This window comes from Plantactinospora sp. CA-294935 (assembly GCF_050936445.1).
Lineage (GTDB): Bacteria > Actinomycetota > Actinomycetes > Mycobacteriales > Micromonosporaceae > Plantactinospora.
Genome location: NZ_JBNJMU010000001.1, coordinates 5,486,890 through 5,510,656 on the forward strand (window position 1 = coordinate 5,486,890; position 23,767 = coordinate 5,510,656).

18 protein-coding genes and 2 pseudogenes are annotated in these 23,767 nt (G+C 68.6%); 16 read left to right on the forward strand and 4 right to left on the reverse strand.

Features of this window, described 5'->3' with window-relative positions; all coding sequences use genetic code 11:
- Window positions 1–136: 136 nt before the first annotated feature.
- A pseudogene (locus ACQEVC_RS24615) lies at window positions 137–561 on the forward strand (transposase); the annotation flags it as partial.
- A 70-nt stretch (window positions 562–631) separates the two neighbouring features.
- On the opposite strand, the gene ACQEVC_RS24620 reads toward ACQEVC_RS24615, so the two are convergent.
- Both ACQEVC_RS24620 and ACQEVC_RS24625 read right to left on the reverse strand, forming a co-directional pair.
- Entirely contained in the window at window positions 632–1,099 is a 468-nt protein-coding gene (locus ACQEVC_RS24620) for a hypothetical protein (RefSeq protein ID WP_432881610.1), read from the reverse strand.
- 177 nt (window positions 1,100–1,276) lie between these two features.
- Window positions 1,277–1,732: a DUF3291 domain-containing protein gene (locus ACQEVC_RS24625; RefSeq protein WP_432881613.1), complete on the reverse strand. Its 456-nt coding sequence runs from the start codon at window positions 1,730–1,732 to the stop codon at window positions 1,277–1,279.
- Window positions 1,733–2,081: 349 nt separating this feature from the next.
- Between ACQEVC_RS24625 and ACQEVC_RS24630 the strand changes: the two genes are divergently transcribed.
- Window positions 2,082–3,143, forward strand: a complete 1,062-nt coding sequence (locus ACQEVC_RS24630; protein WP_432881614.1) for a hypothetical protein — start codon at window positions 2,082–2,084, stop codon at window positions 3,141–3,143.
- Window positions 3,144–3,678: 535 nt separating this feature from the next.
- Here the strand turns inward: ACQEVC_RS24630 and ACQEVC_RS24635 are convergent.
- On the reverse strand, window positions 3,679–4,386 hold the full coding sequence (locus tag ACQEVC_RS24635; RefSeq protein WP_432881617.1) for a DUF4232 domain-containing protein: 708 nt from the start codon (window positions 4,384–4,386) through the stop codon (window positions 3,679–3,681).
- Between the two features lie 174 nt (window positions 4,387–4,560).
- Complete coding sequence (locus tag ACQEVC_RS24640) at window positions 4,561–5,979, reverse strand: FAD-dependent oxidoreductase (protein WP_432881619.1); 1,419 nt, start codon at window positions 5,977–5,979, stop codon at window positions 4,561–4,563.
- 145 nt (window positions 5,980–6,124) lie between these two features.
- Here ACQEVC_RS24640 and ACQEVC_RS24645 point away from each other — a divergent pair, with 145 nt between their 5' ends.
- From ACQEVC_RS24645 to pstC, 14 genes and pseudogenes are all read left to right on the forward strand, one after another.
- A complete protein-coding gene (locus ACQEVC_RS24645; RefSeq protein ID WP_432881622.1) occupies window positions 6,125–6,910 on the forward strand; it encodes a FadR/GntR family transcriptional regulator in 786 nt (261 codons plus the stop codon).
- The gene (locus ACQEVC_RS24650) at window positions 6,907–8,151 is read left to right on the forward strand and encodes an ABC transporter substrate-binding protein (RefSeq protein ID WP_432881625.1); all 1,245 of its coding nucleotides are present in this window, start codon (window positions 6,907–6,909) and stop codon (window positions 8,149–8,151) included. Before ACQEVC_RS24645 ends, ACQEVC_RS24650 begins: the two co-directional genes overlap by 4 nt.
- 119 nt (window positions 8,152–8,270) lie before the next feature.
- Window positions 8,271–9,167 carry a carbohydrate ABC transporter permease gene (locus tag ACQEVC_RS24655; protein WP_432881627.1) on the forward strand — a complete coding sequence of 299 codons (897 nt, stop codon included), beginning with the start codon at window positions 8,271–8,273 and terminating at the stop codon, window positions 9,165–9,167.
- Window positions 9,160–9,996, forward strand: coding sequence for a carbohydrate ABC transporter permease (locus ACQEVC_RS24660; protein ID WP_432881629.1), 837 nt, complete (start codon window positions 9,160–9,162; stop codon window positions 9,994–9,996). Before ACQEVC_RS24655 ends, ACQEVC_RS24660 begins: the two co-directional genes overlap by 8 nt.
- A gap of 28 nt (window positions 9,997–10,024) precedes the next feature.
- Window positions 10,025–10,933 (forward strand): dihydrodipicolinate synthase family protein, encoded by a 909-nt coding sequence (locus ACQEVC_RS24665; RefSeq protein ID WP_432881631.1) that lies wholly within the window; start codon window positions 10,025–10,027, stop codon window positions 10,931–10,933.
- Window positions 10,926–12,551, forward strand: a complete 1,626-nt coding sequence (locus tag ACQEVC_RS24670; protein WP_432881634.1) for an FAD-dependent oxidoreductase — start codon at window positions 10,926–10,928, stop codon at window positions 12,549–12,551. The genes ACQEVC_RS24665 and ACQEVC_RS24670 overlap by 8 nt, the downstream gene beginning before the upstream one ends.
- 15 nt (window positions 12,552–12,566) lie before the next feature.
- Window positions 12,567–14,213, forward strand: coding sequence for an exo-alpha-sialidase (locus ACQEVC_RS24675; protein WP_432881636.1), 1,647 nt, complete (start codon window positions 12,567–12,569; stop codon window positions 14,211–14,213).
- Between the two features lie 226 nt (window positions 14,214–14,439).
- Complete coding sequence (locus tag ACQEVC_RS24680; RefSeq protein WP_432881639.1) at window positions 14,440–16,737, forward strand: beta-galactosidase; 2,298 nt, start codon at window positions 14,440–14,442, stop codon at window positions 16,735–16,737.
- 4 nt (window positions 16,738–16,741) lie between these two features.
- Window positions 16,742–20,476 (forward strand): glycosyl hydrolase, encoded by a 3,735-nt coding sequence (locus ACQEVC_RS24685; protein ID WP_432881642.1) that lies wholly within the window; start codon window positions 16,742–16,744, stop codon window positions 20,474–20,476.
- Window positions 20,477–20,765: 289 nt separating this feature from the next.
- Window positions 20,766–21,083: pseudogene (locus ACQEVC_RS24690) on the forward strand (transposase); the annotation flags it as partial.
- Between the two features lie 64 nt (window positions 21,084–21,147).
- A complete protein-coding gene (locus tag ACQEVC_RS24695) occupies window positions 21,148–21,456 on the forward strand; it encodes a hypothetical protein (protein WP_432892115.1) in 309 nt (102 codons plus the stop codon).
- A 70-nt stretch (window positions 21,457–21,526) separates the two neighbouring features.
- Entirely contained in the window at window positions 21,527–21,913 is a 387-nt protein-coding gene (locus ACQEVC_RS24700) for a hypothetical protein (protein WP_432881644.1), read from the forward strand.
- 242 nt (window positions 21,914–22,155) lie between these two features.
- A complete protein-coding gene (locus ACQEVC_RS24705) occupies window positions 22,156–22,701 on the forward strand; it encodes a hypothetical protein (protein WP_432881647.1) in 546 nt (181 codons plus the stop codon).
- Entirely contained in the window at window positions 22,689–23,726 is a 1,038-nt protein-coding gene (gene pstC, locus ACQEVC_RS24710) for a phosphate ABC transporter permease subunit PstC (RefSeq protein WP_432881649.1), read from the forward strand. The genes ACQEVC_RS24705 and pstC overlap by 13 nt, the downstream gene beginning before the upstream one ends.
- Window positions 23,727–23,767: the final 41 nt, after the last annotated feature.

The following is a 23,767-nucleotide window of genomic DNA, read 5'->3' on the forward strand; positions in this document are numbered from 1 at the left end:
ATCGTGTCGCCTCGACGTCGATACCTCAGCTGTCGGTGTCGATCTTATGCGTCCGGCTGGCCGGATGATCGCACTTCGTGTCTGATTCCTCTGGTGGCGGGCCAGGCAGGCTATCGCGCTTGTGTTGGTTGATCACATCGTCGGACGGCGGGCGGGTCTGGATGATCTGCTGGCGCGGTTCGCGCACCAATTCGGGCGTGCGCAGCCGCGCAAGCAGGCGCTCAGTTACCTGGTCGGGTTGTTGTCGCCGTTGGCGGCGAAGAACGGTTGCACCCTGGCCGAGGCCGCCGGCGACGCGACGCCGGACCGGATGCAAAGGCTGCTCAACGGGTCGTTGTGGGATGCCGACGCGATCCGTGACGACTTGTTCGCCTACGTGGCCGAGCATCTCGGTCACGACGACGGAGTACTCGTCGTCGACGAGACCGGCTTTCTCAAGAAGGGTGTGAAGTCGGCAGGAGTGCACCAGCGCCAGTACTCCGGCGCTGCCGGACGAACGGAGAGAACCGCCAACTCGGCGTCTTCCTCGCCTACGCCACCCCGACAGGTCGCACCCTGGTCAGCGCTGTGCCGAGTGAGTGCGGCTGGCGGTGCCCCAGCGGCTTCTCGGGAACGTCGGCTCCGGCCGTCCCTACGCGGTAAGCAGACGCTCGATCCGCTCGTACTCGGCGGCCATCTCGGGTTTGGCCAAAAAGTCGCTGAGGTCGGCCGAGACCTGGAAATCGACCTGTTCGATGGAGCGGATGGCGAGCTCGTAGAGCTCGCCGCGCCGGCCCGTCTCCAGGTAGGTCGTCCAATGTTCGAGTGCGGAGATGACGTTCAGGAGTTCGGTATCCATGTCGCCGTCGGTGAGGATGCCGTCACCAATGCGCGCCAGCTGCGCACGCAACTCGGCCGGGCTGGCTGTCAGCGCGCTCTCGCGGGCGATGGTGAGGGCCGCGGAGGCATCCTTGTCGAGCTCATACTCAACTGCGACGTCAACCAGCCGTTCGTCTCCGACGAGACGGACGACCGTCTCAGCGCCGAAAACACGGAGGTTGTCGTCGCTGGCCCTGGCGACCAGATGGCGAATCGCCGCTTCGAACTCGTCATACCTCACCGCCGCAGTCTATGGATCGACCGCCGCTGGCCGCACACTCGTTGGCCACTGCCAATCGTCAGGGCCGGGAACACAGACGGTGACGAAACCGGCGCCCCGAGCCGGGCACGAACTGCGGCAGAACCGGACGGATTGCTGTCCTGCGACACCTGCGCCGGTCGCCGGCGTGCCCGGCCGTCAGTGCCGGCGGCTCGGTGTGCCGTCGAGTTCGAATCGACGGCGGAGCGAGAACGCGCGCGGCGACGGGGCTTCGCGGCGCAAGATTGTCAGCCGCGCCCGGGACTCGTCCAGCCCCGGCCGATGGTCATCCGCGACCCACCACAGGGCGGTGCTCGGTTGCGGTGTCGGCAAGAACCACTCGGCGCGCCGGCGTACCAGCCCGCCATGCCGGCTGCGGTAGACGAACTGATGCAGAGCCTCGTAGGAGTCCCAGACCGAGACGTTGACAATCAGCCACCCGTGCGCCTCGCGGCACGTTGGCATGTGCCCGCCAGCGCCGCGCAGTCGCCATACGAACCCGGGGCTACCCTCAGCGATCCGGTACACCGGATCGACCACCGCCATAAACCCCGCCATGATCGGCGAATCCGGTCCGGCCCGCATACGGGCTATATTGACCTGCGCCAGCCGCACGTACCCATCATAGGTGCGCACGTCGGCACGACCACCCCGGTGTCCAGCGGCTCGACACGATCCGCGCCAAGCGGATCGCGGCTACCTGTTGACTGGTGATACGACCGCAGCCCGGCCAGATGAGGATGCCGTCCGCTCGTACAGGAAGTCGAGTGCAGGCCGCCGGCGGCATTGCTACCTTGCACGGGATGAGTAGGTGACGGTACGCGGCCAGGGGCGTACCCGGCGGATTCCGGTTCTGGGATAACAAGGCGCGCCGGGCCGGTACAGAAATGCCGCGAGCGCCGCGCGGCTCGACCGGCGGCGTACGCCGGCAAACTAGATTGGCCTCGGTCGACGTGGGGGATGCATGACGGTTTTCGGCTGCCGGGGCTGCGGAACCACTCTGACGGTTCCGGTGTCGAGGGTGGCCGTGCCCGTCCATGCGGATCAGAAGTACGGGAACGGGCCGGGTTCACTACCCCCGGCCCTGGAGCCCGGTACCTTCGCGGTGGATCCGCTGCCGTCCGGTCCGCCGTGGCGCCGGTGGGCCGACCTCGGCGCCGGTGAGATCGAGGCGCTCGGCTGGTACGCGCCGAGGTTCAGCGTCTCCACCGGGCCAGTCGGCCGGGTGTTACTCACCCCTGGGGACTTACGCGGCGCCATCATCGCCCCGGCGCTGGTGGGCGACTCCGCATGCTGCGGCCTCGACGGCGGCGAGCCCAACATGGTCTGCGTCACCTGCGGCACGCCGGTGGCCGTCCGGATCGACGACTGCGGCCTGCGGCAGGCGACCTGGCTGGATCCACTCACCACATGCGTGATAGACGACGCTCCCGGCCCGCATCCGATGCTCGACTGGGCAGACCTGATCGACCAACGGCCCGGTGTCCCGCCGTGCGAACCAGGCGGCGGCTGGAACCCGATGTGGGCAGCCGCCGTGGCCTCGGCGCTGGCACACGTGCTGGCCGCCTCGGGCGGCGACCCGATGATGATCCCGCAGCGCCAGGTCGCCGAAGTCTTCCAGCCCGTTCTCGACCGTCTTGTCGGCCCGGTCGGCCCGGGGCCGGGGCGCACCCTGGTCCTGGTCCTGGCTGGGCCCGGCCTTCCGGATGCCGACGGCGACTTCGCCCTTATCCCGGAACATCCGCAAACCGGCGAGCCGTGGCCGGTAGCTCCACCGTTGAAGCCTGTTCCGCTGGCCTGGGACGCCTGGCGGCACCTCGCCTTCCACCGACCCCCGAAACCGGTCGGGCGATCGGTCCCGATCCCGCCGGAGGCCCCGCCGGCACTGTTGCCGGGTTACCGGTTCGAGCCGGACGGACAGATCTTCCTCAGCGTCCTGGCCAGGCTGCCCGAGGTCAGGCAGCCTCGATTGCGTGCCATCTACGACCGAAGCCGCCCCTACAGCTACTCCTTCTACGTCTTCTGAACGCCTGATTCGCATCGTTGCCGCACCCCACGCTCCGCCGGATGGACTCTCATCGGCGTGATTGGACGACGCGCGCCACCTGTACGCCGACACGCTCTGTGGCCCCTGTTCGAGCGCCGCGCGTGCGCTGCGGCAGATGAGGAAGGCGCCTTATACCTGCCGCTTCATGATTGAACCGTATGATTAGCATTGCAGAATGCCGGACCCGCCGTCCCTCCGCGCCAACGCCGGTTCTACATTGAACCTTTTTCAACCTGGACCGCGCGGCACTTACACACCGCGTCCGACCTTGCGGTCCGTCGGACCGCAAGGGGAGGTTGAAAAAGGTTCATTGGCCCAGTTCCAGAGAAGTTCGACGTCGACGGTGACCGTAGCCATGGTGAGACGTTCACGGTCAATGCGATCCATCCGTCTCCCAGACGCTACACGCTCTCACCCGATCCCACAGGGCGTCGATCGTACCGGCGTCCGCACGCCCGCACCGCGGTCCACCGCGGTGCGAGCGCGGCTGGCGGCGCTATCCGGCCGAAATCCGTCAGGACACGACGTCGACCGGCAGCATGTCCACCTTTGGCCCGCACATGCCCGCGCTGTCACCCGTGAACCAAGAGATCCGTTTGGCGGGACCGTTCTCCGGGTGCGGGTTCTGCACCGTCGGTGGCAGCCGGACCTCGAGCGTCTTGGGGACCGGCGTGCATAGCACCGGCGGCGGTTCGCTCTTGTAACGCTGCCAGCCGAGCCCGACGATGCCCCGGCCTCCGGGCGCGATGGCCACGGTGTGCGGGGTCTGCGGGTCGGGTCGCTTGTTCACGCTCACCGCAATCACTGCGCCGTTGGCGTCACGCCAGGTCAGAAGCAGGTAGCCCGACAACGCGCAGCGGCGCACGGACGTGTTGGTCATCAGCAGCGAACCGGGAATACCCACGCCGCCGCCACTGCCCAGACTCAACGAGAAGCGCAGGTCCGCCAGCATGCACCAGGGCGGCGCCGAGCCCGTCGCGGCGGACGTCGTTCGCCTGGGCGCAGGCGACCGGCCCGGCGACTTCGCGGGCTTGCGCGGCGTCGGCGAAGACGCGGCCGTCGCCGTCGGCGCGACGGTCGCCGACGGCTCCTGCGCCGGTGCGCCACTCGTCGCCGACGCCGCGACCGACACCGACCGGCCACCCTCCGACGATCCGCACCCGGCCGTCACGAACGAAGCGCCACCGGCCAGCACGGCCACCGCCAATGCCATCTTCCGCATGTATGCCACCCTCCCCGTTGATCGCCGCGGCAGTCTAACGAACCGCCACCGGCGTTGGGGACCCGGCGAGAGTGTCTCCGGCACGCCGGCGTCCTCATCGGTGGAAGTACCAGTACAACGTCTGCCGATCGCGTTACGGACCCCACAGTCCCCCGGAAATCGACACACTTTCGATCAGGTGGGCAGGGCTCCGTACCGTTCGATCAGGGCGGGGTCGGCGGGTGGGAGTGTCTCTCGCAGTTGCGCTCCGTCGTGCCGAAGGCGGTTTAGCAGGGAACTGTACGGAACCTCGCGGGGGCCTGTGTCCCGGGCGGCGGCGAGTGCGGCGACGGTGCCTGCGGCCTGGCCCTGGGCCATGCAGGTTGGTATGACGCGGGTGGACGCCAGGGCTTCGTGGCTGGCGGACACGCACTTTCCAGCGATGAGGAGATTCTCGATCCCTTTGGTGGTCAGGCAGCGCAGCGGGATGTCGTAGGGCCGTACACTCCTGGAGTCGACCCATGAGCCGTCCGGGCGGTGGATGTCGATATGGTAGGCGCCGATGGCGACAGCGTCAGGAAACGTCGCTCCGGTGCTGACATCGTCGGTGGTGAGCAGGTAGTCGCCGTGGACACGCCGACTCTCCCGGATACCGAGCATGGGCGCGATCTCAAGCAGGCGGCAACCGGCGAAGCCGGGGATCGCCTTAGTGAAGAACGCGAGCAGCTGTGGAATCTGGGCGTAGGCCTCGGTGTAGGCCCGGCTGATCGCGGCGGTGTCGGTGGGATCGAAGTCGGCGACTTTCGTGCTGACGGCCGCGAACTCGTCGGTGGGGTGGGTCTTGACGCCGACGACGCGGGTGGCTGGTACATCGATGGTGCCCGCTTGTCTGGCTTCGGCGAGTGCGCGGGTGAACCCGCCGAAGACGATGACGTCCTGCTCGGGGAGCCGGTCGAGTAGTTTGGCCAGGACGGTCGGGTGGTCGGCCAGCAGGTCGCGGAAGAGGCCGTGGTCGCGGCGCAATCCTTCGACCATGGCGGTACGGTCGACGCCGCCCACGCGGAAGACCAGGGTCGGGGCCTGAACGCGTCCGTCAGCCGTGCGGCCCTTGGACCACGTCGCGCCCGCGTGGTATCCGACGTCTCCGTCGCCGCTGGCATCGATGAAGATGTCGCCGGGGATGGACTGCCGCCCGGACTTGTTCTCAACGTGCACGGCGGTGACGCGGTCGTCGCGGCGGTCGACACCGACGACTGGACTGTGCAACAGCAGTCGTACCCCGGCATCGTGGAGGAGTTGCATGACCCGGATCCGGTAGTGGTGGTTGTCCAGCGAGACCGCGGAGCCGCAGACCGGGTCAAGGACGTACCCGGATGCGTGGCCCTGACGGTGGAGGTCGGTGACGAGCTCGGCGGCGATGCCGCGCACGACCTGACGGTAGTCCCGGGAGTGGAATCCCAACCAGGGCAGGATCGCGGAGTTGCCGCCGACGAAGCCCTGTGCCTCGATCAGGGTGGTCGCCGCGCCAGCGCGGGCGGCACACACGGCGGCTGCGATGCCGGCGGCGCCACCGCCGACGACCACGACGCCACGGTTACCAGCAGCCTTCGTCACCTGGACTCCTCTGGTGCCTCTGCCCGGCAGCTGACGTACCGGGTCGGTGTCGTGTCGGGCTCTTGACTGTCGCCCGCACGGCCCCTACGGTGCAACTCATCAGATGAGTCAGCAAGTTAGCAGATGAATCCTCTAAATTGATCTGATGACTACCGGGAGAATTCCGCTCTACCGGCGGGTCCAGGAGGATCTGCGCCGGTACATCGACGAGCATGGCTTGCGCCCAGGGGACGCACTGCCATCGGAGGCCGAACTGGCTTCCGCGTTCAGCGTCAGTCGCCTGTCGCTCCGCGAGGCGATCAAGTCCCTGGAGTCGGTCGGCGTGCTGCATGCGCGCCATGGTGGCGGTGTCTATGTCGCGGAGTTCTCGTTCGCGCCGATCCTGGAGAACCTGCCGTACGGGTTTCAGCTCAGTGAACGCGACCTCCGTGAGTTGCTGGAGCTGCGTGAGTCGTTGGAGGAGGGACTGATGCCGAAGGTGCGCCAGGCGATCAGACCGTCCGACCTGCGGGAACTCGACGCGCTGGCGCAATCGATGCAGCAGGCCGAAGTGGAGCCGATCGCCGCTGAACTGGACCGCCAGTTCCACCGGCGGCTGTTCGAACCGCTCGACAACCGTCTCGTCCTTCAGATGATCGACCTGTTCTGGGAGGTGTTCCACCGGATGCGCCACGGACTGGACCGGACCCCTCCATCGGCCGACGCCCGCGCCGCCCGGCACCAGGCGATCGTCGACGCGCTGCGGAACGGCGACGACGCAAGTGCCGCTGCCGCGATGAGCGACCACTTCGCCGACATCCGAGACTGGCTCGCCCGTCGTGACGCCGAACGACTGCTCGCGGGAGCCCGCGAGCGACTCGCCGGCAACGCTCGTCCGTCCACCTCAGACGCTGGTACGCCAACGGCCGTTCCATCGGGAGATGACACATGACCACCATCACCAGACGACGCCTGCTCGGCGGAGTCGCCAGCCTCGCCGGTGTATCGCTGCTGCCCGCGTGCGGCGACGACGATTCCGGGTCCTCGAACAAGTTGACCATCTGGACCTTTTCCACCAACCAGAAGCAACATCTTGAGGCGTTCGCGGCGGCACACCCTGATCTCGACGTCGACATCGTCAGTTACTCGCTCGATGACCTGCACGAGCGGCTGCTCGTAGCGCTGACCGGCGGTACGGGCCTGCCCGATGTGACGCAACTCGTTCTGCGCCGATCCGACGAGTTCTTCCGGACCCGGCAGTTTTTCGACCTCACCGACACCCTCGGCCCGCTCGAGAAGGACTTTCCGCCCGGCTATCTGCTCGGCTTCAACGGCAAGATCCACGCGTTTCTCATGGGTCCGGGCAACATGGGCCTCTGGGTCAACCGCGAGGCCCTCGCCAGGCACGGCATCGACGTCGACACCCTGGACACCTGGAGCGCGATAGCGGAGGGTGGCCGTGCGCTCAAACAGGCCACCGGCGGCAAGAAATACCTGTTCCTGCAGCCGGGTGGCGTCGACGGGTTCAACTACTTCAACGGCTTCTACCACTCCAGAGGCGGGCAGTGGATCGCCGAGGACGGCACGGTCGTCGCCGATACGGCGCTGGTCGCCGACACCCTTGACTACTTCGCGCAGCGCCGGAAGGAGGAGATCGCCTACCGCGGCTACTGGGCGGAACCGTCGTTCTTCGACGCGGTCAAGTCCGAGACGGTGGTCGGGTTCGGCGCCAACTTCTCGGTGGGATCGCTCACCCTGCCGAAGAACGTGCCGGACCAGGCGGGCAAGTGGCGCCTGCTGACCTGGCCCAAGTGGGCCGCTGACGCACCGGTCCAGACCGGTGGTTTCGGCGGCAGCCTGTACGCGGGCCTGGCCCGTACCCGCAACCCCGACGGTGTACGCCAGTTCGTCAAGTGGTGGCTGACCCCGGAAGGGCTCAAGGCGCAGCAGCAGGCACTCGGCCTGATCGGCTACAAGCCGGCCGCGCAGTTGTTGGAGCCGGAGCAGCCGAACCCGTACTTCGGCCAGAAGATCGGCGCTGACCTGGCCGCAGTCACCCTGCCGCCGTTCAGCTATGCCGACTGGGCTGCGGTCACCAAGACGGTCCAGTACGCGCTGGACCAGACCCTGCTCGGCAAGTGGACACCGCAGCAGGCTGCGAGCGAGTCCCTCGCCGAACTGCGGCGTCGCTAGCCGTGCGAGCGATTCGTCCCGGTAGCCGGTCCGAGGGCCGGACACCGATCGCTACCAGGTCTGTTCAGAAAACCGCCGAGGTGGTGCCGCCCCCGCCACCCGCGCCGGAGGCACCGGGCATGCGCCGTCGTCGAGCCAGGCGCGACCAGCGCCCCTACCGGCCGTACCTGCCCTACCTGTTCATCGCCCCGTTCTTCGCCCTGTTCCTCCCGTTCGGTGCCGGTTCGGTCCTACTGGCCGCGGGGATGAGCTTCGCCGACTGGCCGATCGGCGCGAGTCCCACGTTCAGCGGCATCGACAACTACAAGCGGGCGATCGACGATCCCGTCTTCGGGACCGCGCTGGGGAACACCACCACGATGCTGCTGTCCTACCTGGCGCTCCTGCTACCCGTGTGCCTGGTCGTGGCAGTCGGGCTCGGCCAGCTCCGCGCGCGGACCCGCAACGCCGTACAGATCCTCGTCTTCATCCCGGTGACCATGTCGCTGATCGCCGTGTCGATGGTCTTCGACCTGCTGTACAACGAGAACCTCGGGTTCATCAACCAGAGCCTGGCCAGGCTGGGCGTGGAGCCGATCGGGTTCCTCAGTGACCCGGCCCTGGCTCCGTGGTCGATCGTCGTGCTGCGCGTCTGGCGGGTCGTCGGGTACTACGCCATCATCCTCTTCGCCGGCCTGCAGGCCATCCCGGTCGATCTCTACGAGGCCGCACAGATCGACGGCGCCGGGCCGTGGCGCCGGTTCTGGAACATCACGCTGCCACTGCTGCGCCCGGTCACCATGTTCGTCCTCGTCGCGGCGTCGATCGCCGCGTGGGAGCTGTTCGCCGAACCGCAGGTTCTCACCGAGGGCGGCCCGGCCCGGTCGACACTCACCGCGGTGATGTACATCTACCAGGCATCCTTCCTCGAGTTCGACCTGGGCAAGGGCGCGGCGTCGTCCGTCCTGCTCGCCCTTCTGATCATCACCACCACGTTGGTGATCACCCGGTTGCTGAGGAGCAAGACCGATGCGTGAACGCACTCTGGCCCGGCGGCTGCCCTACTACGTGATGTTCGCGGTCGTCGCGCTGTTCGCCGCCATTCCGCTGTACTGGCTGGTGCTGTCCTCCATCAAGCCGGTGGAGGATCTGTCCGACCCGTCGCCGATTCCCGCCCGGCTGACCCTGGACAACTACCTCATCGCGTTGACCGACACCGAGATTCCGCGGTGGTTGGGTAACACGCTGCTGATCGCCATTGCGACCACCGCGCTGGGACTGGCGGTCAGCGCGCTGGCCGCATTCAGCTTCGCGCGGCACGTCTTCGCCGGGCGTTCCATCCTGTTCGGGATGGTGATCGCCAGCCTCGCGATCCCGGAGTACGTCACGGTCATTCCCCAGTACACGATCATGCGGGAACTCGGCCTGCTCAACACGTACGCAGCGGTGGTGCTCCCGCTGGCGGCGCACGCGCTGACCCTGTTCCTGCTCCGCCAGTACTTCCGGCAGCTACCGGACGAGCTGTTCGACGCCGCCCGCCTCGACGGCGCCAGCGAGTGGTCGACCTTCCTCAAGGTGGCGTTCCCGCTCATCCGGCCGGGGCTCGGCGCGGCCGGCCTGATGCTGTTCCTGAGCAGCTGGAACGCCTATCTCCTCCCACTCATCATGCTGCAGAGTTCGGACCAGTTCACCCTGCCGATGGGCCTGGCCTTCCTGCACAGCCAGATCCAGCTCGGTGACACCGCGATCTCACCCTGGTCGGCGATCACCGCCGGGACCGTGCTGTCGATCCTGCCGTTGGTGGTCTGCCTGCTCGCCATGCAGCGGCACTTCATCGCCGGCATCACCCAGGGTGCCGTGCGCTGAGGCAGACCCCATCCATGGAAGGAACCACGTGATCGAACTGCGGGGCAACATCCCACCGGTCATCACCCCACTGCGTCCGGACGGCACGGTGGACCTGCCGGCGGTGGCCCGGCTGACCGAACACCTCGTCCACGGTGGAGTGTCGGGGCTGTTCGTTCTGGGATCCTGCGGTGAGGGCCCGACCCTCACCACCGCCGTCCGCACCGAAGTCGTCAAGGCGTTCCAGGCGGAGGCGGCGGGGCGGGTGCCGGTACTGGCCGGCGTACCCGAGGCAGGAACCCGGCGGGTGATCGAGGCCGCCGAACAGGCCATGGGCGCCGGGGCCGACGCCGTGGTCGTGATGGCTCCGCAGTACTTCGTGTTCGACGGGCATGAGCCCGTCGCGGAGCATCTGCACGCCGTGGCCGCCAGCACGCCGGCCCCGATCGTCCTGTACAACCTGCCCTCGGCGACGCAGAACCCGATCACGCCCGAGGTGGTCGACGCCGTGGCGGTTCTGCCGAACGTGGTAGCGCTCAAGGACTCCAGCGCGGACTGGGACGCGTACACCCAACTGTCCGACGCGGCCCGGCAGCACGGTCTCGCGGTGTTCCAGGGCGCCGAGCGGCTCATCGCCCGCAGCCTCGACCATGGCGCGGACGGGGCCGTGGCCGGCATCGCCAACATCGACCCGGACGTGGTGACCACCGCGATCGGGGCCGCCGCCGCAGGGGACCGGGCCGCCCTGGCCCGGGCCCAGGCGCGCATCGACACGTTGTTCGGGTTGTACGAGGCGGGGTTCTGGCTCAGCGCGCTGAAGACGGCCGCGAGCCTGCGTCGGCTGTGCGGCCCCGAGCTGACCGCACCGCTGCCCCGCCTCGGCCCGGGCGGGGTGGATCAAATCCGCGCCGTGCTGCGTCGAGCGGGCGTACCCGTCCTGGACGCGGCCGATGAGTGAGCTGCGCACCGGGATCCTCATCGTCGGCGGCGGGCTCGGCGGGGTCGCCGCCGCGCTCGCCGTGGCACGCTGCGGGCATCGCGCGATTCTCACCGAGCCGACCCGGTGGCTCGGCGGTCAGCTCACCTCCCAGGCGGTGCCACCGGACGAACATCCATGGATCGAGCAGTTCGGGGCGACGGCCAGCTACCGCTCGCTGCGGGACGGCATACGCGAGTACTACCGGCGGTGGTATCCACTGTCCGCCCAGGCGCGGGCGGCCCGCCACCTCAACCCGGGACGCGGTTCCGTGTCCGTCCTGTGTCACGAGCCCACCGTCGCCCTGGCCGTCATCGAGGCGATGATGGCGCCACACCGCGCGGCCGGCACCGTCCAGGTGCTCAACGCACACCGCCCGATCGCGGCCACGGTGGACGCCGACCGGGTCAGCTCCGTCCGATTCGTCGACGAGGCGACCGGTCACGAGGTCGACATCCACGCCGACTACGTCCTGGATGCCACGGAAACGGGTGACCTGCTGCCCCTGGCCGGGGTCGAGTACGTCACCGGAGCCGAGCCGGCCGGCGAGACCGGTGAGCCGCACGCCGCCGCAGACGCCGAGCCGCAGCGCATGCAGGGATTCACTGTCTGCTTCGCGATGGACCACCGGACCGGGGAGGACCACACCATCGACCGGCCCGCCGACTACGACCGCTGGCGGGCGGCCGATGCCCCGGTCCGCCCCGCACAGCAGATCGGCTGGCCGAACCCGGAACCCGGCCACGGAGTCCTGCGACCGAACCCGGATGCGGCGTCGGACGAAAAGGTCATCGTCTCCGCCTCCCACACCGGCCGGTTTGCCCCGCCGACCGGCTGGAGCCCGATCGCCGACCTGTGGCGCTTCCGGCGGCTGCTGTGCCGACACAACCTCACGCCGTCCCCGCCCAGCGACATCACCCTGGTCAACTGGTCGGCCAACGACTACCACGGCGGGTCCATCGTGGACGTGCCGGCGACGCTGGCGGCGGCCAACCTGCGTGCGGCGCGGCAGCTCAGCCTCAGTCTGTTCTACTGGCTGCAGACCGAGGCGCCTCGGGCCGACGGCGGCACCGGATTCCCCGGCCTGCGACTGCGTCCTGACGTCACTGGCACACCCGACGGCCTGGCCATGGCCCCGTACATCCGGGAGAGCCGGCGCATCCGGGCGGTCACCACCATCCGGGAACACGACATCGCCGTCGCCGACCGTGGTGAGCACGGCGCCGTCCGGCACGCCGACAGCGTCGGCATCGGCAGCTACAAGATCGACCTCCACCCCGGAACCCACGGCGGCGTGCGAATGTACGCCGCCGCCCACCCCTTTGAGATCCCCCTCGGTGCCCTCCTGCCGGTGCGCATGCGCAACCTGCTCCCGGCCGCCAAGAACATCGGTACCACGCACATCACCAACGGCTGCTACCGCGTCCACCCCGTCGAATGGAACATCGGCGAGGCCGCCGGACACCTTGCCGCCTACTGCCTGGGCCACGGCACCGAACCCCACCAGGTGCGGGAAGAACCCCGGCACCTGGGCACCTTTCAGAGCATCCTCACCAGTCACGGCATCGAGCTGCGGTGGCCCGAGGTCCGTGGCTACTGATCGAAAGGACCGACCTTGAAACCGCGAAGACATCTGCTCGCAACCGCTGCCGTCGGCGTCGCCGTCGCGCAGGTTTTCGCCGCCACCCCCGTCGCGGCCTCGCCGAATCCCCGACCCGTGCCGCAGGTCGTTTTCGCGCACGCCACGACCGCCTCCAGCGTCGCACTGGCCTGGCGATGGACGTACGGCGTGCCACGCCCGCAACGGTTCGAGATCGAGGCCGGCACAGTCGCCGACGGCGCCGGCGAACCCACACCCGCCACCTGGACCGCCCAGGGCTCGACCCCCGGTACCGCCCATGCCTTCACCGCCGGCGGTCTTGCCGCCAGCACCACGTACGTGTTCCGGATCCGGGCACGGACCGTGGAGGGGGACACCGGCTGGGCCGTCTCGTCCCCGGTGACCACGGCGGCCATCAACTCGCTGACCCGTGCGACCGTGGTGGCGCCCACGATGCCCGGCAATCCCCGCAACGGCGAAGGTTCGCTGGTGGAGCTGCGCGACGGCCGGCTGATGTACACCTACGGTCGCTACGAAGGGCTGGGCGACCTTTCCGCGTCCACCATCGCCGCGCGTACCTCGGACGATGGCGGAGCCACCTGGTCCGCCGAGTCGATCCTGTTCGGACAGATCGGCGGTGCGCAGAGCTTCATCCAGCCGTCGGTCGTCCGGATGGCGGACGGCGGCCTGGGTGTCAGCTACACCGTCGCCGAGGCGACGGACTCCGCTTGGAAGGTCTTCAGCCGCAGCTACGACGAGGGCGTCACCTGGAGCGGTCCGACGACCATCACGGACGGCTCGTTCGGCTACATGACGGGTAGCAACGCGCGCCTGTACGTGCTGTCCACCGGGCGGCTGTTGCAAGCGATCAACATCAAGCTGTCGGATCCGGACAGCCGCGCCGTCATCATTTTCACCTCCGACGACAACGGCCGGACCTGGACCAACCAGACCCCGGGCGGGTTGCGAGCCGACATCCGGCTCGGTCTCATCGAGCCGGCCATCGCCGAGTACGGTCCGGGCCAGTTGCTGATGCTCATGCGCACCACGCAGGGATTCCTGTGGCAGTCGCGATCCCGGGACTTTGGCGCGAGTTGGACCACGCCGGAACGCAGCGACGTCACTCACCCGGCCGCGCCACCGTTGCTGACCCGGATGCCGAACGGCCCCGGGATCGTGCTCATCACCACGGCGGACGCCCCGGAGGGCAGCCGACGGGTGCTGGCGTCGAGGATCAGTCTGGACGGCGGCGTCACCTGGACCAACTACCGACAGATCGAGTACCGGAGCAACGCCCGGGTCCACTATCCGGCGATGCTCTACGCACGGGACCGCATCCACCTCGTCTACTACGCGGCGCCGGGGAGCTTCGGCGGGACCGGTCACCTGTCGCTGCCGAGCGACTGGTTCCGGGCCAGGGAGGCGTTCCCGTACGGTCCGTCGACAACTATCCACATCGCCGGCGAGACGGCCACGTTCACCGCGGTCAGCGGCGGTGCAAACCCGGTGGCGGGCACCGAAGTACTCGTCGACGGCCGGCCCGTCACCCTGGTGGACGGCCGGTTGATCCTCGCGCCGGGCTACCACACGGTCGCCTACCGGTCGACCGACACCGCCGGGTCCGCCGAACGCTGGCGGGAAACCGCTGCCGTGGTGTGGTGATGCGGGAGTCCGGCTAGCGTACGGCCGCGGTCCTCGATCAGCCTGTCTCCGCCCCCGGGGATGGGCTGACCGAGATCGTCCATATTGGATCAGTGCCCCGTATGACCAGGGCGGATGATGGGCCATCGGCTGCACGAAACTTATTGACAGTGCAAGTCAGATGTCAGTAGGTTTCCGACATAGATCAGGTGCAGTTCCCGCCTTCGAGGAAGGACGGCTCGCCGAGATGTCCAATCCGAACCTGACGCGACGAGGCCTCATTACGACGACGGCGCTGACCGCGACGGCCGCTGCCCTCGTCCGAGCCGACCCCGCATTCGCCACCGGCCAACACCCGTCGCGCCGCCGCGTCACCGTCGGCGACCACAACGGTGCCCCGGCGATCCTGCTCAACGGCCAGCCACTGCCCGCGGTCGCCTACATGACCTATCTCCCGCACCGGGGCCAGTTCGGTGACTTCGCCGACGCCGGCTACCGCCTGTTCAGCGTGGCCTCGTTCCTCGGCGACCGGGGCATCAACTCCACGAGCGGGATCAGACCTTTCCGCCCCGGCATCTGGAAAGGGCCGAACGAGTACGACTTCACTCCCGTCGACGAAGACCTGGCGCGGGTGCTCGACGCGCGTCCGGACGCGCTCGTGCTCCTACGGGTCAACCTGGACGTACCCGAGTGGTGGGAGGCGCTCCATCCGGACGAGCTCGGCGTCGCCTCGGACGGCGGTACCCTGCGCCAGTCGTTCAGCTCGACGGTGTGGAAGCGGCAGGCGGGCGACGTGCTGCGGGCCCTCATCCGGCACAACTCGCGGTCGCCCCTGGGGCGGTCGGTCATCGCGTACCACCTCGGGGCCGGCCAGACCGAAGAGTGGATGTACCACGGCAACCGCGACCGCTTTCCGGAATACAGCCGGTCACACCAGCAGGCTTTCCGCGTCTGGCTACGTCGTACCTACCGGACCGACCGGGCCCTACGCGCAGCCTGGCAGGACGACACGGTTTCGCTGCACACAGCCGCCATCCCGGACGCGACCGCGCGCCTCGGCGACGAGAGCCGGATCCTGCGCGACCCGGTCACCGAGCAACCATCCATCGACTACTACCAGTTCCACTCGCACGCAGTGGCCGACGCGGTCATCCACTTCTGCCGGGTGGTCAAGCAGGAGGCCGGTGACACCGCCCTGGCCGGCGCATTCTACGGCTACAACATGGAAACCACCCAGGTGGACGTGGGACAGAACGCCCTACGCCAGGTCCTCGCGTCGCCGCAGGTCGAATTCCTCGCCAGTCCGAACAGCTACGTCCGTCGCCAGCCCGGCAACGACTGGGCCTACTTCAGCCTCACCGACTCGGTCAAGCTGCACGGCAAGTTGTGGATGAGCGAGTCGGACACGCGTACCCACCTCAGCCAGGGTTTGTCGGTCGTCGCGCCGGAGGTCAACCCGACCGGCAGCGTGCCCGGCCAGTACGACAGCAGTCTGTGGCTGGGCCCTGAGGACCCGGCGATCACGTTGGCGCTGCTGAAGAACAACCTCGCCCGGGCGTTGGCAACCGGCGCCGGGCTGTGGTGGTTCGACATGTGGGGCGGCTGGTACGACGACCCCGAAATGATGGCCTTCATGGCGAACGCGCGCGGCCTGGTGGCCGAGTCGATGCGTGCGGACCGCCGCTCCGCCGCCCAGGTCGCGGTGGTCGTGGACGAGGAGAGCTACGCCTACTTCAGCCACAGCCGCAACCACAACCAGCAGTTTCTTTACGGGCAGCGACTCGAACTGGGGCGCATGGGCACGCCTTACGACATCCTGCACGCCCAGGACCTGCACGACCGTCGGACGCACCACCACAAGCTGTTCATCTTCCTGAACAGCATCAAGGTCGACCGCCACCTGCGTCAGGTCGTCAAACGACTGCGCGACCAGGGCAGAAGCTTCCTGTGGGGCCACGGCGCGGGTTGGTTCGGCCACGGCGCCCCCGGTGTGGCCGGGGTTCGCGACCTGACCGGAATCGAGGTGGCGGCGCCCGAGCTGCCCACGGTGGACCTCCGAGTGAAGACGTTGGCCAGTGACTCCCCGGCGCTGGCCGGCGTCGCGACGGGCACCCTGTTCGGCACCACGAGCGTGAAGGGGAACCCGCTGGTCCACCCGACCGGTGTCGACGTTGAGGTGCTGGCCAACGTGAACGGCACCACGCTTCCCGGCGTCGTCCGCGTCCCGCACCGTCGGGGCGGCTACTCGACGTACACGGTCGGGCCGCGCATTCCACCGCGATTCCTGCAGAATGCCGCCAGGGAAGCGGGGGTGCACATCTACAACGACGTGGACGACGTCTTCTACGCCAACCACGAGTTCATCGCTCTCCACGCGACGCAGGACGGGCCGCGTACGATTCGCCTGCCCCGGACGGTGGGGACCGTCACCGACGCCTTCGACCCGAGTCGCACACCGTTGGCGCGCGACACCGACAGCTTCACCATCGAGTGCGGCGAGCACGAGACCTACCTCTTCCGGCTCGACCGGGGTCGGCGGGGGTGATCCGATGAGACTCGTTCGTTCACGCCGCCACCGCGCCGTCGTCTACCTGCTGGCCGTCACCGTCGCGGCCACCTCACTGGTCGTGACCGGCTCGACGGCGACCGCCCACCCCGACGTCGCATCCAGCACCCGTCCGGTCGCCGTGCCGCTGCTCACCCGGGACAGTTTCGCCGACCCGCCGACCTCGGTGCGGCCGAAGTATCGCTGGTGGATGCCGCTGGCGTACACCGACGACCAACAGTTGGCCGCCGAGCTTGACCAGATGAAACAGGCCGGTGCGGGCGGCGCGGAAGTCGCCCCGTTTCTGTCCGAGGGACCCGGCCACCGCACCAACCCGTTCCTGTCCACCTACGGCTGGGGCACGCCGCGGTGGACGGAAAAGGTTGAGACCATGCTCTCGGCGGCCCGGGACACCGGTCTGAGTCTCGACTTCACCATTGGCCCGCGGTGGCCGGCGACCGTGCCGACGGTGGCCGACGTGAACCACCCGGCCGCAGCCCAGAAGATCGTCTTCTCGCACGAGTTCGGCGCCGGTGGCACGAGGCGCACCGGAGCACTACCCACCAACTTCGACACCGCGCCGCCGGTCGGGGCCAGCCGGACCCTCATCGCCGCGCTGGTCGCGAAGTGTGTCGACCCGCAGTGCGCCAGCCAGTCATCGCCCCGGCTGCTGGACCAGGCCAGCGTCACCGACGTCACCGCCCAGGTAGCCGCCGACGGCACGCTGGACATGGTGTTCCCGGGCGACGCGGAGAGCAGCTACGCGCTGATCGCCTTCTACCAGACCCCGAACGGCGGCAACCTCAACGGCTACACCGCGACCGTCACGAACTACGCGCTCGACACGTTGAGCCCGGCCGGCGCCCAAGCGGTGATCGACTTCTACGAAGACAACATTCTCACCCCGGACGTCCAGGCACTCCTGGAGCAGTTGGCCACCACCGAGTTGTTCGAGGATTCGCTGGAGCTGGGTGCCCAGAAGTGGACGTCGAACTTCGTCGCCGAGTGGACGCGACGGCGGGGCTATTCACCGGTCAGCCTGCTGCCGGCACTGGCCGGCGCCGGCGCCCAGGGCGGACTGCCGGGTCGGTTCCCCGGCCAGCCGTACTTCGACTTCGCCGACGGTGTCGGTGACCGGGTCCGTACCGACTACCGGCAGACGCTCAGCGACCTGTACATCGCGTACCGACTCGACGTGCTGCGCGAATGGACCCGCGAGCACCACATGAAGACCCGTGCGCAGCCGTACGGAGAGGCGATCGACGCTGCCGAGGCGGCCAGCCACATCGACGTCCCCGAGGGTGAGTCGCTGGCGTTCGGCCGTAACGACAGTGCGCACAGCAACGTACAGAACTACAAAGTCGTGGCCGCCGGTGCCCACCTCTCCGGCGCCCCGGTCGTCTCCGACGAATGCTGCGCGTTCCGGGGCAACGTCTGGGGGTCCACGGTGGGCGACGCCTCCGACACCTCCAACCTGCAGGCGGTTTACCGGGGTTACGCCGGTGGCGTCAACCAACTCGTCTGGCACGGCTTTCCGTACCTGAGCCGCGGTCCGGCCGGCTCCGCCGCGCAGTCGATCTGGCCCGGAATGAGCTACGGCGGCAACGCCTCGTACTCCGAGGCGTTCGGCGCCAAGGGCGGACCGAACTGGGCCGACTACCGACAGGTCAATGACCACCTGGCCCGGATGCAGCTGGTACTGCGCCAAGGCAAGCCGCGCTTCGACCTGGCCGTGTACTGGCAGGATTTCGGCATCGGCCTGACCGGCACGTCGGCGAACAAGCTGATTCCCGACTCGTCGGCAATGGCTTCCGCCGGGTACACCTACGAGTACGTCAGCCCGGCCCACCTGCGCGATCCAGACGCGACGGTACGCCACGGCGCGCTCTTCCCCGACGCGTCCGCGTACCGCGCGTTGCTGTTGAACAACCAGACGACCCTGCCACTGGACACCGCGCGCACCATCCTGCGGATGGCCCGGCAGGGCCTGCCCGTGGTGATTCTCGGCGAGTTGCCCAGCAGCACCCCGGGCTACCAGCCGGACCAGGACCCCCAGCTGCGCGCGGTCATCGCCGAGCTGCTGCGCCAACGTGGGGTGGTGCGGGTCGACAGCGAGGCCGCTGTCCCAGGTGCGCTGCAGCGCGCCGGGATCCGCGCCGCCGCCGCTCACGTGACGCCGTCCGACGCGATCCTCGACGTACGCCGGCACGGTGCCGGGGTCGACTACTACTACCTGTTCAACCAGAGCGCGTCCACCACCTACCAGAATCTGACCCTGACCGGCGACGGCGTGCCCTACCGTCTGGACACGTGGACCGGTGGGATCACACCGATCCCCGGTTACCGCAAGGGTCGGGGGACAGTCACCCTGCCGGTGCGGCTGGCCGGGCACGACGCGATGGTCATCGCCGTCACCGCCCGCCGCGACACGACGTTCCCCGGCCCCGCCATCCGCGATTCCGTAGCCTCCGGGACCGGGCCGGGCGGCCTGGCACCGCAACCGGTGCGGCTGACCGACTGGTCGCTGACCGTGGACAGCTGGACGCCCGGACCGTCCGGCCTGCCTGGCGACACCGCGCACACCACGATCGGGCCGGTGGCCGTGTCCGCCAACCCGGACCGTACGCTGCCCGCGTGGTCGCAGCTCAATGACGATTTCGCCGACGTCTCCGGGGTCGGTACCTACACCACCCGGGTCCGGCTCGGTCCGGACTGGACCCGGGTCCGTGGTGCACACCTCGATCTCGGCACGGTCGTCGACACGGTCAGGGTCAACGTCAACGGCCGCGACCTGCCACCGGTCAACCCGATGGACCTCGGCCGCGTCGACGTCAGCGCCCATCTGCGCCCCGGCGACAACACCATCACGGTGCGGGTCGCCTCCACCTTGCGCAATGCCGTCCGGGTCGCTCCGGGCACCGGTGCCGCGTCCCAGCCCCGAATGGATTATGGTCTGCTCGGCCCGGTATCGATTCGCCCGTACGCCGCCACCGCCGCAGTGCTCACGGTGGAGCCGACGCAACGGATGCTTCCGCTGGCGGCCGGAGGGTACACCGAGGCGGGAATGCTGGTTACCAACGCCTCGAACCAGCCGGTACGGGTGAACGTCGATGCCACCGGCCCGATCGGAATCACCGCGACAGGGCCACCGGCCATCGTCGTCCCGGCCGGCGGCTCGGCGATCATCCCTGCCGCAGTACGCAACTCCGGTCCCGACTCGGGCACCAGCGTACTGACCGTAACCGCCCGGGCCAGCAACGGCCTGACCGCTACCACCCAACAGTGGCTCAGCCACTCGAACAACCTCGCCCTCAACACCGAGGGAGCGCGGTACCCACGGCTCATCGCGGAAACCGGCCAGGATCGTTTCCCCGCAGAGCTGGCCGTGGACGGTCAACCGGGCACGTACTACTCGTCGTGGGGCAAGTCCGCCGGACAGGGCCCGACCGCAGACAACCCCGCGATGTTCGGGTTCGACTTCGGCGCGCCAGTCTCGATCAGCTCGGTCACGGTCGGCGGACAGTCGGATTTCGGCGTCCGTACCTTCACCATCGAGGCCTCGAACGACAGCAGATCGTGGCGGACGGTCGCCACCGTGCCCGGCCATCCTTCCGCGGGCGGCACCGTTTCGTTCGCCGCGATCATTGCCCGGTACCTGCGGCTGCGCATCACCGACACCTGGGATCCGGTTCGTCCGACCAGGAACGTCCAGATCAGCGAGGTGGCAGCCAGGGCATGAGTGGCGGTGTCGGGTGGTGGGGCCGGCCCGAGGGCGAGCGGGTGCATCAGGCGACCGCTGGGGGACCGGTCCCATACCCGGTGTGCGGCCAGCAACTGCCGTATCGCGGTGAATACATAGCCTCCGGTGTCACCGGTGACGGGTGTGTCAGGCGAAGGGCTCTGTCTCACATTCGGCTCTAGCACTCCACCAGTGCCCGGGCGCATCAACACGCGGCCGGCGCTCGTAAAAAGGGGATCTCCAGGTCGAACCGCCGGGCGGTGTCGACACCGAGCCGGACGACCATGCGTTGGGGCGGTCCCGGGGCGGGTTGACCACGAAGCTGCACCTGGGGTGTGAGCAGGGGCAGAAGCCTCTAGCCATGGTGGTGACCGCAGGGCACCGAGGCGACAGCCGGCAGTTCATCCCTGTCCTGGACGGCATTCGGGTACCGCGTCTGGAAGGTGGCCGGCCCAGGACCCGGCCGGACCGGGTCCTGGCCGACAAGGCGTACACGTCGAGAGCCAACCGGGAGGATCTGCGTCGGCGAGGGATCAGGGCCACCATCCCGATCCAGGCTGATCAGGCAGCACACCGGCGGAGGAAGGGGTCGAAGGGCGGCCGGCCGGCGACTCAACTGGACCGGCACCGTCGGCTTCGACGTCGCACTACTCGCGGTTCTGACGACCGTGGTGACCAGCCGGGTCTTCTCCCCGCAGTACATGCTCTGGCTGATCGCGACGGCGGCGGTCTGCCTGACCCGCCGGGACACGACGCAACGCGTCGCGAGCGGCCTGGTCGTCGTCGCGACCGCGCTGACCAGCGCCCTGTTCCCGTGGCACTACGCACAGGTGTCGACGGATCCCGACTGGCCGGGCACGGCGCTGCTGGTCCTCCGGAACGCCCTCGTCATGGCAGCGCTCGGCATCGGCTTCCACGCGCTGAACCGGCGGCGCCGGGCGCTACCCCGAGATCGGCGCGGCTCGGCCGCCTGCTCTTAACCCGCCCCATGTCCGGCGTCCGTGTTGGCGTGCGCCGGTCGCCACTGGGTATGCCTAACGTTCACACCCTGTGACGATCGATATTGGCGAGTGCGACCGGGCTGGACGAGGGCACCGGATCCCGCGGCGACGCCGCTGGCGGGTGGGGCTGATCGTACTGGTCGGCGTGGCCGTGCTCGGCATGCCGGCGTACGCGACTGCGGCACCGAGACCCAGCCCGGGCAGTGCGGGACTGGACGTCAGGGTCGAGGTCGCGCCCTCCGGCAGTCCAAGTCCCACGGTCAGCCCGAGCCCCACGGTCAGCCCGAGCCCGACTCGTACCTCGCCCGGTGGGTCCGGCGGGAACCTGCCGCGTACCGGTTGGTCGCTGGTGTCGTTGTTCGCCGGCGGCGCGCTCCTCCTGGCGATCGGGGTGGGGCTGCGGGTCCTGGCGCGCCGTCGGGCGGCGGTGCCGTGAGCCGGAATTCGGTGCATCGGGCAAATCATCGGAATAAGCGACGGCAAGTCGGCTACTGGCGTTATCGAGCCAATGCAGAATACGTCCTATTTCGTGACTCCAGGTGAACTGATGTTTACCCTGTGCACGTCTGGCGTGAGCATTCGGCTCCGCAGTGCGTCATGGGTCATGCACAACATGATCGCGGTGGTTGCCGATCGGGACCATTCAGATGGGCGTGTCAAGCCCCACGGGAGGATCCGGTGCACCAGCCGAGCTTCGTCTTCCTGGCCATGTCCGCAGGGTCGGGTACCCGGGTGGACGAGGCCGCTGAGGAGGTCATCTGGATGCTCATCTCGCCCAACAACCGAAAACTCGGTCGTGGCGAGGTGGGCTACCGGACGTACGTGGAATGTTGGGCGGCCGTCAAACGGTTGCGCGAGCAGCACCACCGGGCCAGTGCGCTGGCCCTGACCGACGAGTTCACCGGCCAGTGGGCGTGGCGGTTGGACCTGGACGGCGAGACGGTCGCCATTTCCAGCCGGTCCTACCTGCGGGCCCGGGAGTGCAACTACAACCTGGAACGATTTCTCGCCGCGATCCCGCTGGCCGGAATCGTCGAGGGGACCCGGCTGGTCCGCAAGGGGCGCCGCGTGGTGTCGCAGGGTGACCGGTCGGCCGGACATGCTGTGCCACGCGTCGTCCCGCCCCGGCCGGGTGACGGCCCGGTCGACCCGCGACGGCCACTGGAGACCGACGTCGCCCGGCGGACCGGCATCGAGACGAGGATCCAGCGATGGCCACGCTAGAAGCCCCCCGGACCACGATCCCGGGGCCTCCGGACGGGACGACGGACACGCCCCGCCGGGTACGGGAGCGGCGCGGCGGTGCGGACCTGCTGTTCCGCGGTCTGGCCCGGGGCGGCGGCATTGTCGTGCTCTGCGTCATGCTGCTCGTCGGCGGTTTCCTGCTGTACCGGGCGCAGGACGCGCTCGGGGTGGCCGGCTGGTCGTTCCTGACCACCCAGGAATGGGACCCCGACGCGGGCGCCGGGCGTTTCGGGATCGCCGCCGTGCTGACCGGTACCGTGCTGATCGCCCTGGTGGCGATCGTGGTCGCGGTACCGCTGGCGACGGGTGCGGCGCTCTACATCTCCGAGTACGCGCCGAGGCGGATCAGGCAGACCCTGATCAGCCTGGTCGACCTGATGGCCGCCGTACCGAGTGTCGTGTACGGGCTGTGGGGATTCTTCCTGCTTCAGGACAACGTGCTGGGGTTGAGCAACTGGATCGCCACCTATTTCGGGTGGATTCCGATCTTCGACGTCGAGGGCTCCGATCCGCGCGACCCACTCTCGACGATGACGGTCTACACCTCGTCGACATTTGTCGCCGGACTGGTGGTGGGCATGATGATCACGCCTATCGTCTGCTCGATCATGCGGGAGGTCTTCTCACAGGCGCCGGCCGGGGAACGGGAGGGCGCGTACGCGCTCGGCGCGACGAAATGGGGCATGATCCGGGCCGTCGTACTCCCGTTCGGGCGCGGCGGCATGATCGGCGGCACGATGCTGGGGCTGGGTCGCGCGCTCGGCGAGACGATCGCCATCGTAATGATCATCTCCCCGGTCTTCGAGATCCAGCCACACATCCTGGAGAACGGTGCCAGCTCGGTCGCGGCGTTGATCGCCCTCCGCTACGGCGACTCCACCGAGGCCGGCATCTCGGCCCTGTTCGCCGCCGGACTGGCCCTGTTCGTCATGACCCTGATCGTGAACTTCCTCGCCTCGATGATCATCGCTCGCAGCCGCTCCGGCGCGGCGAGCGAGGTCTGACGGGTGCCGACGATGAGCCGCACGACAGGCAAGGTGCACCG

Bases quoted from the DNA above. Each gene is read 5' to 3' on its own strand.
- ACQEVC_RS24630 (WP_432881614.1), top strand. From the start codon at position 2,082: ATGACGGTTTTCGGCTGCCGGGGCTGCGGAACCACTCTGACGGTTCCG.
- ACQEVC_RS24635 (WP_432881617.1), bottom strand. From the start codon at position 4,386: ATGCGGAAGATGGCATTGGCGGTGGCCGTGCTGGCCGGTGGCGCTTCG.
- ACQEVC_RS24645 (WP_432881622.1), top strand. From the start codon at position 6,125: ATGACTACCGGGAGAATTCCGCTCTACCGGCGGGTCCAGGAGGATCTG.
- ACQEVC_RS24650 (WP_432881625.1), top strand. From the start codon at position 6,907: ATGACCACCATCACCAGACGACGCCTGCTCGGCGGAGTCGCCAGCCTC.
- ACQEVC_RS24655 (WP_432881627.1), top strand. From the start codon at position 8,271: ATGCGCCGTCGTCGAGCCAGGCGCGACCAGCGCCCCTACCGGCCGTAC.
- ACQEVC_RS24660 (WP_432881629.1), top strand. From the start codon at position 9,160: ATGCGTGAACGCACTCTGGCCCGGCGGCTGCCCTACTACGTGATGTTC.
- ACQEVC_RS24670 (WP_432881634.1), top strand. From the start codon at position 10,926: ATGAGTGAGCTGCGCACCGGGATCCTCATCGTCGGCGGCGGGCTCGGC.
- ACQEVC_RS24680 (WP_432881639.1), top strand. From the start codon at position 14,440: ATGTCCAATCCGAACCTGACGCGACGAGGCCTCATTACGACGACGGCG.
- ACQEVC_RS24685 (WP_432881642.1), top strand. From the start codon at position 16,742: ATGAGACTCGTTCGTTCACGCCGCCACCGCGCCGTCGTCTACCTGCTG.
- pstC (WP_432881649.1), top strand. From the start codon at position 22,689: ATGGCCACGCTAGAAGCCCCCCGGACCACGATCCCGGGGCCTCCGGAC.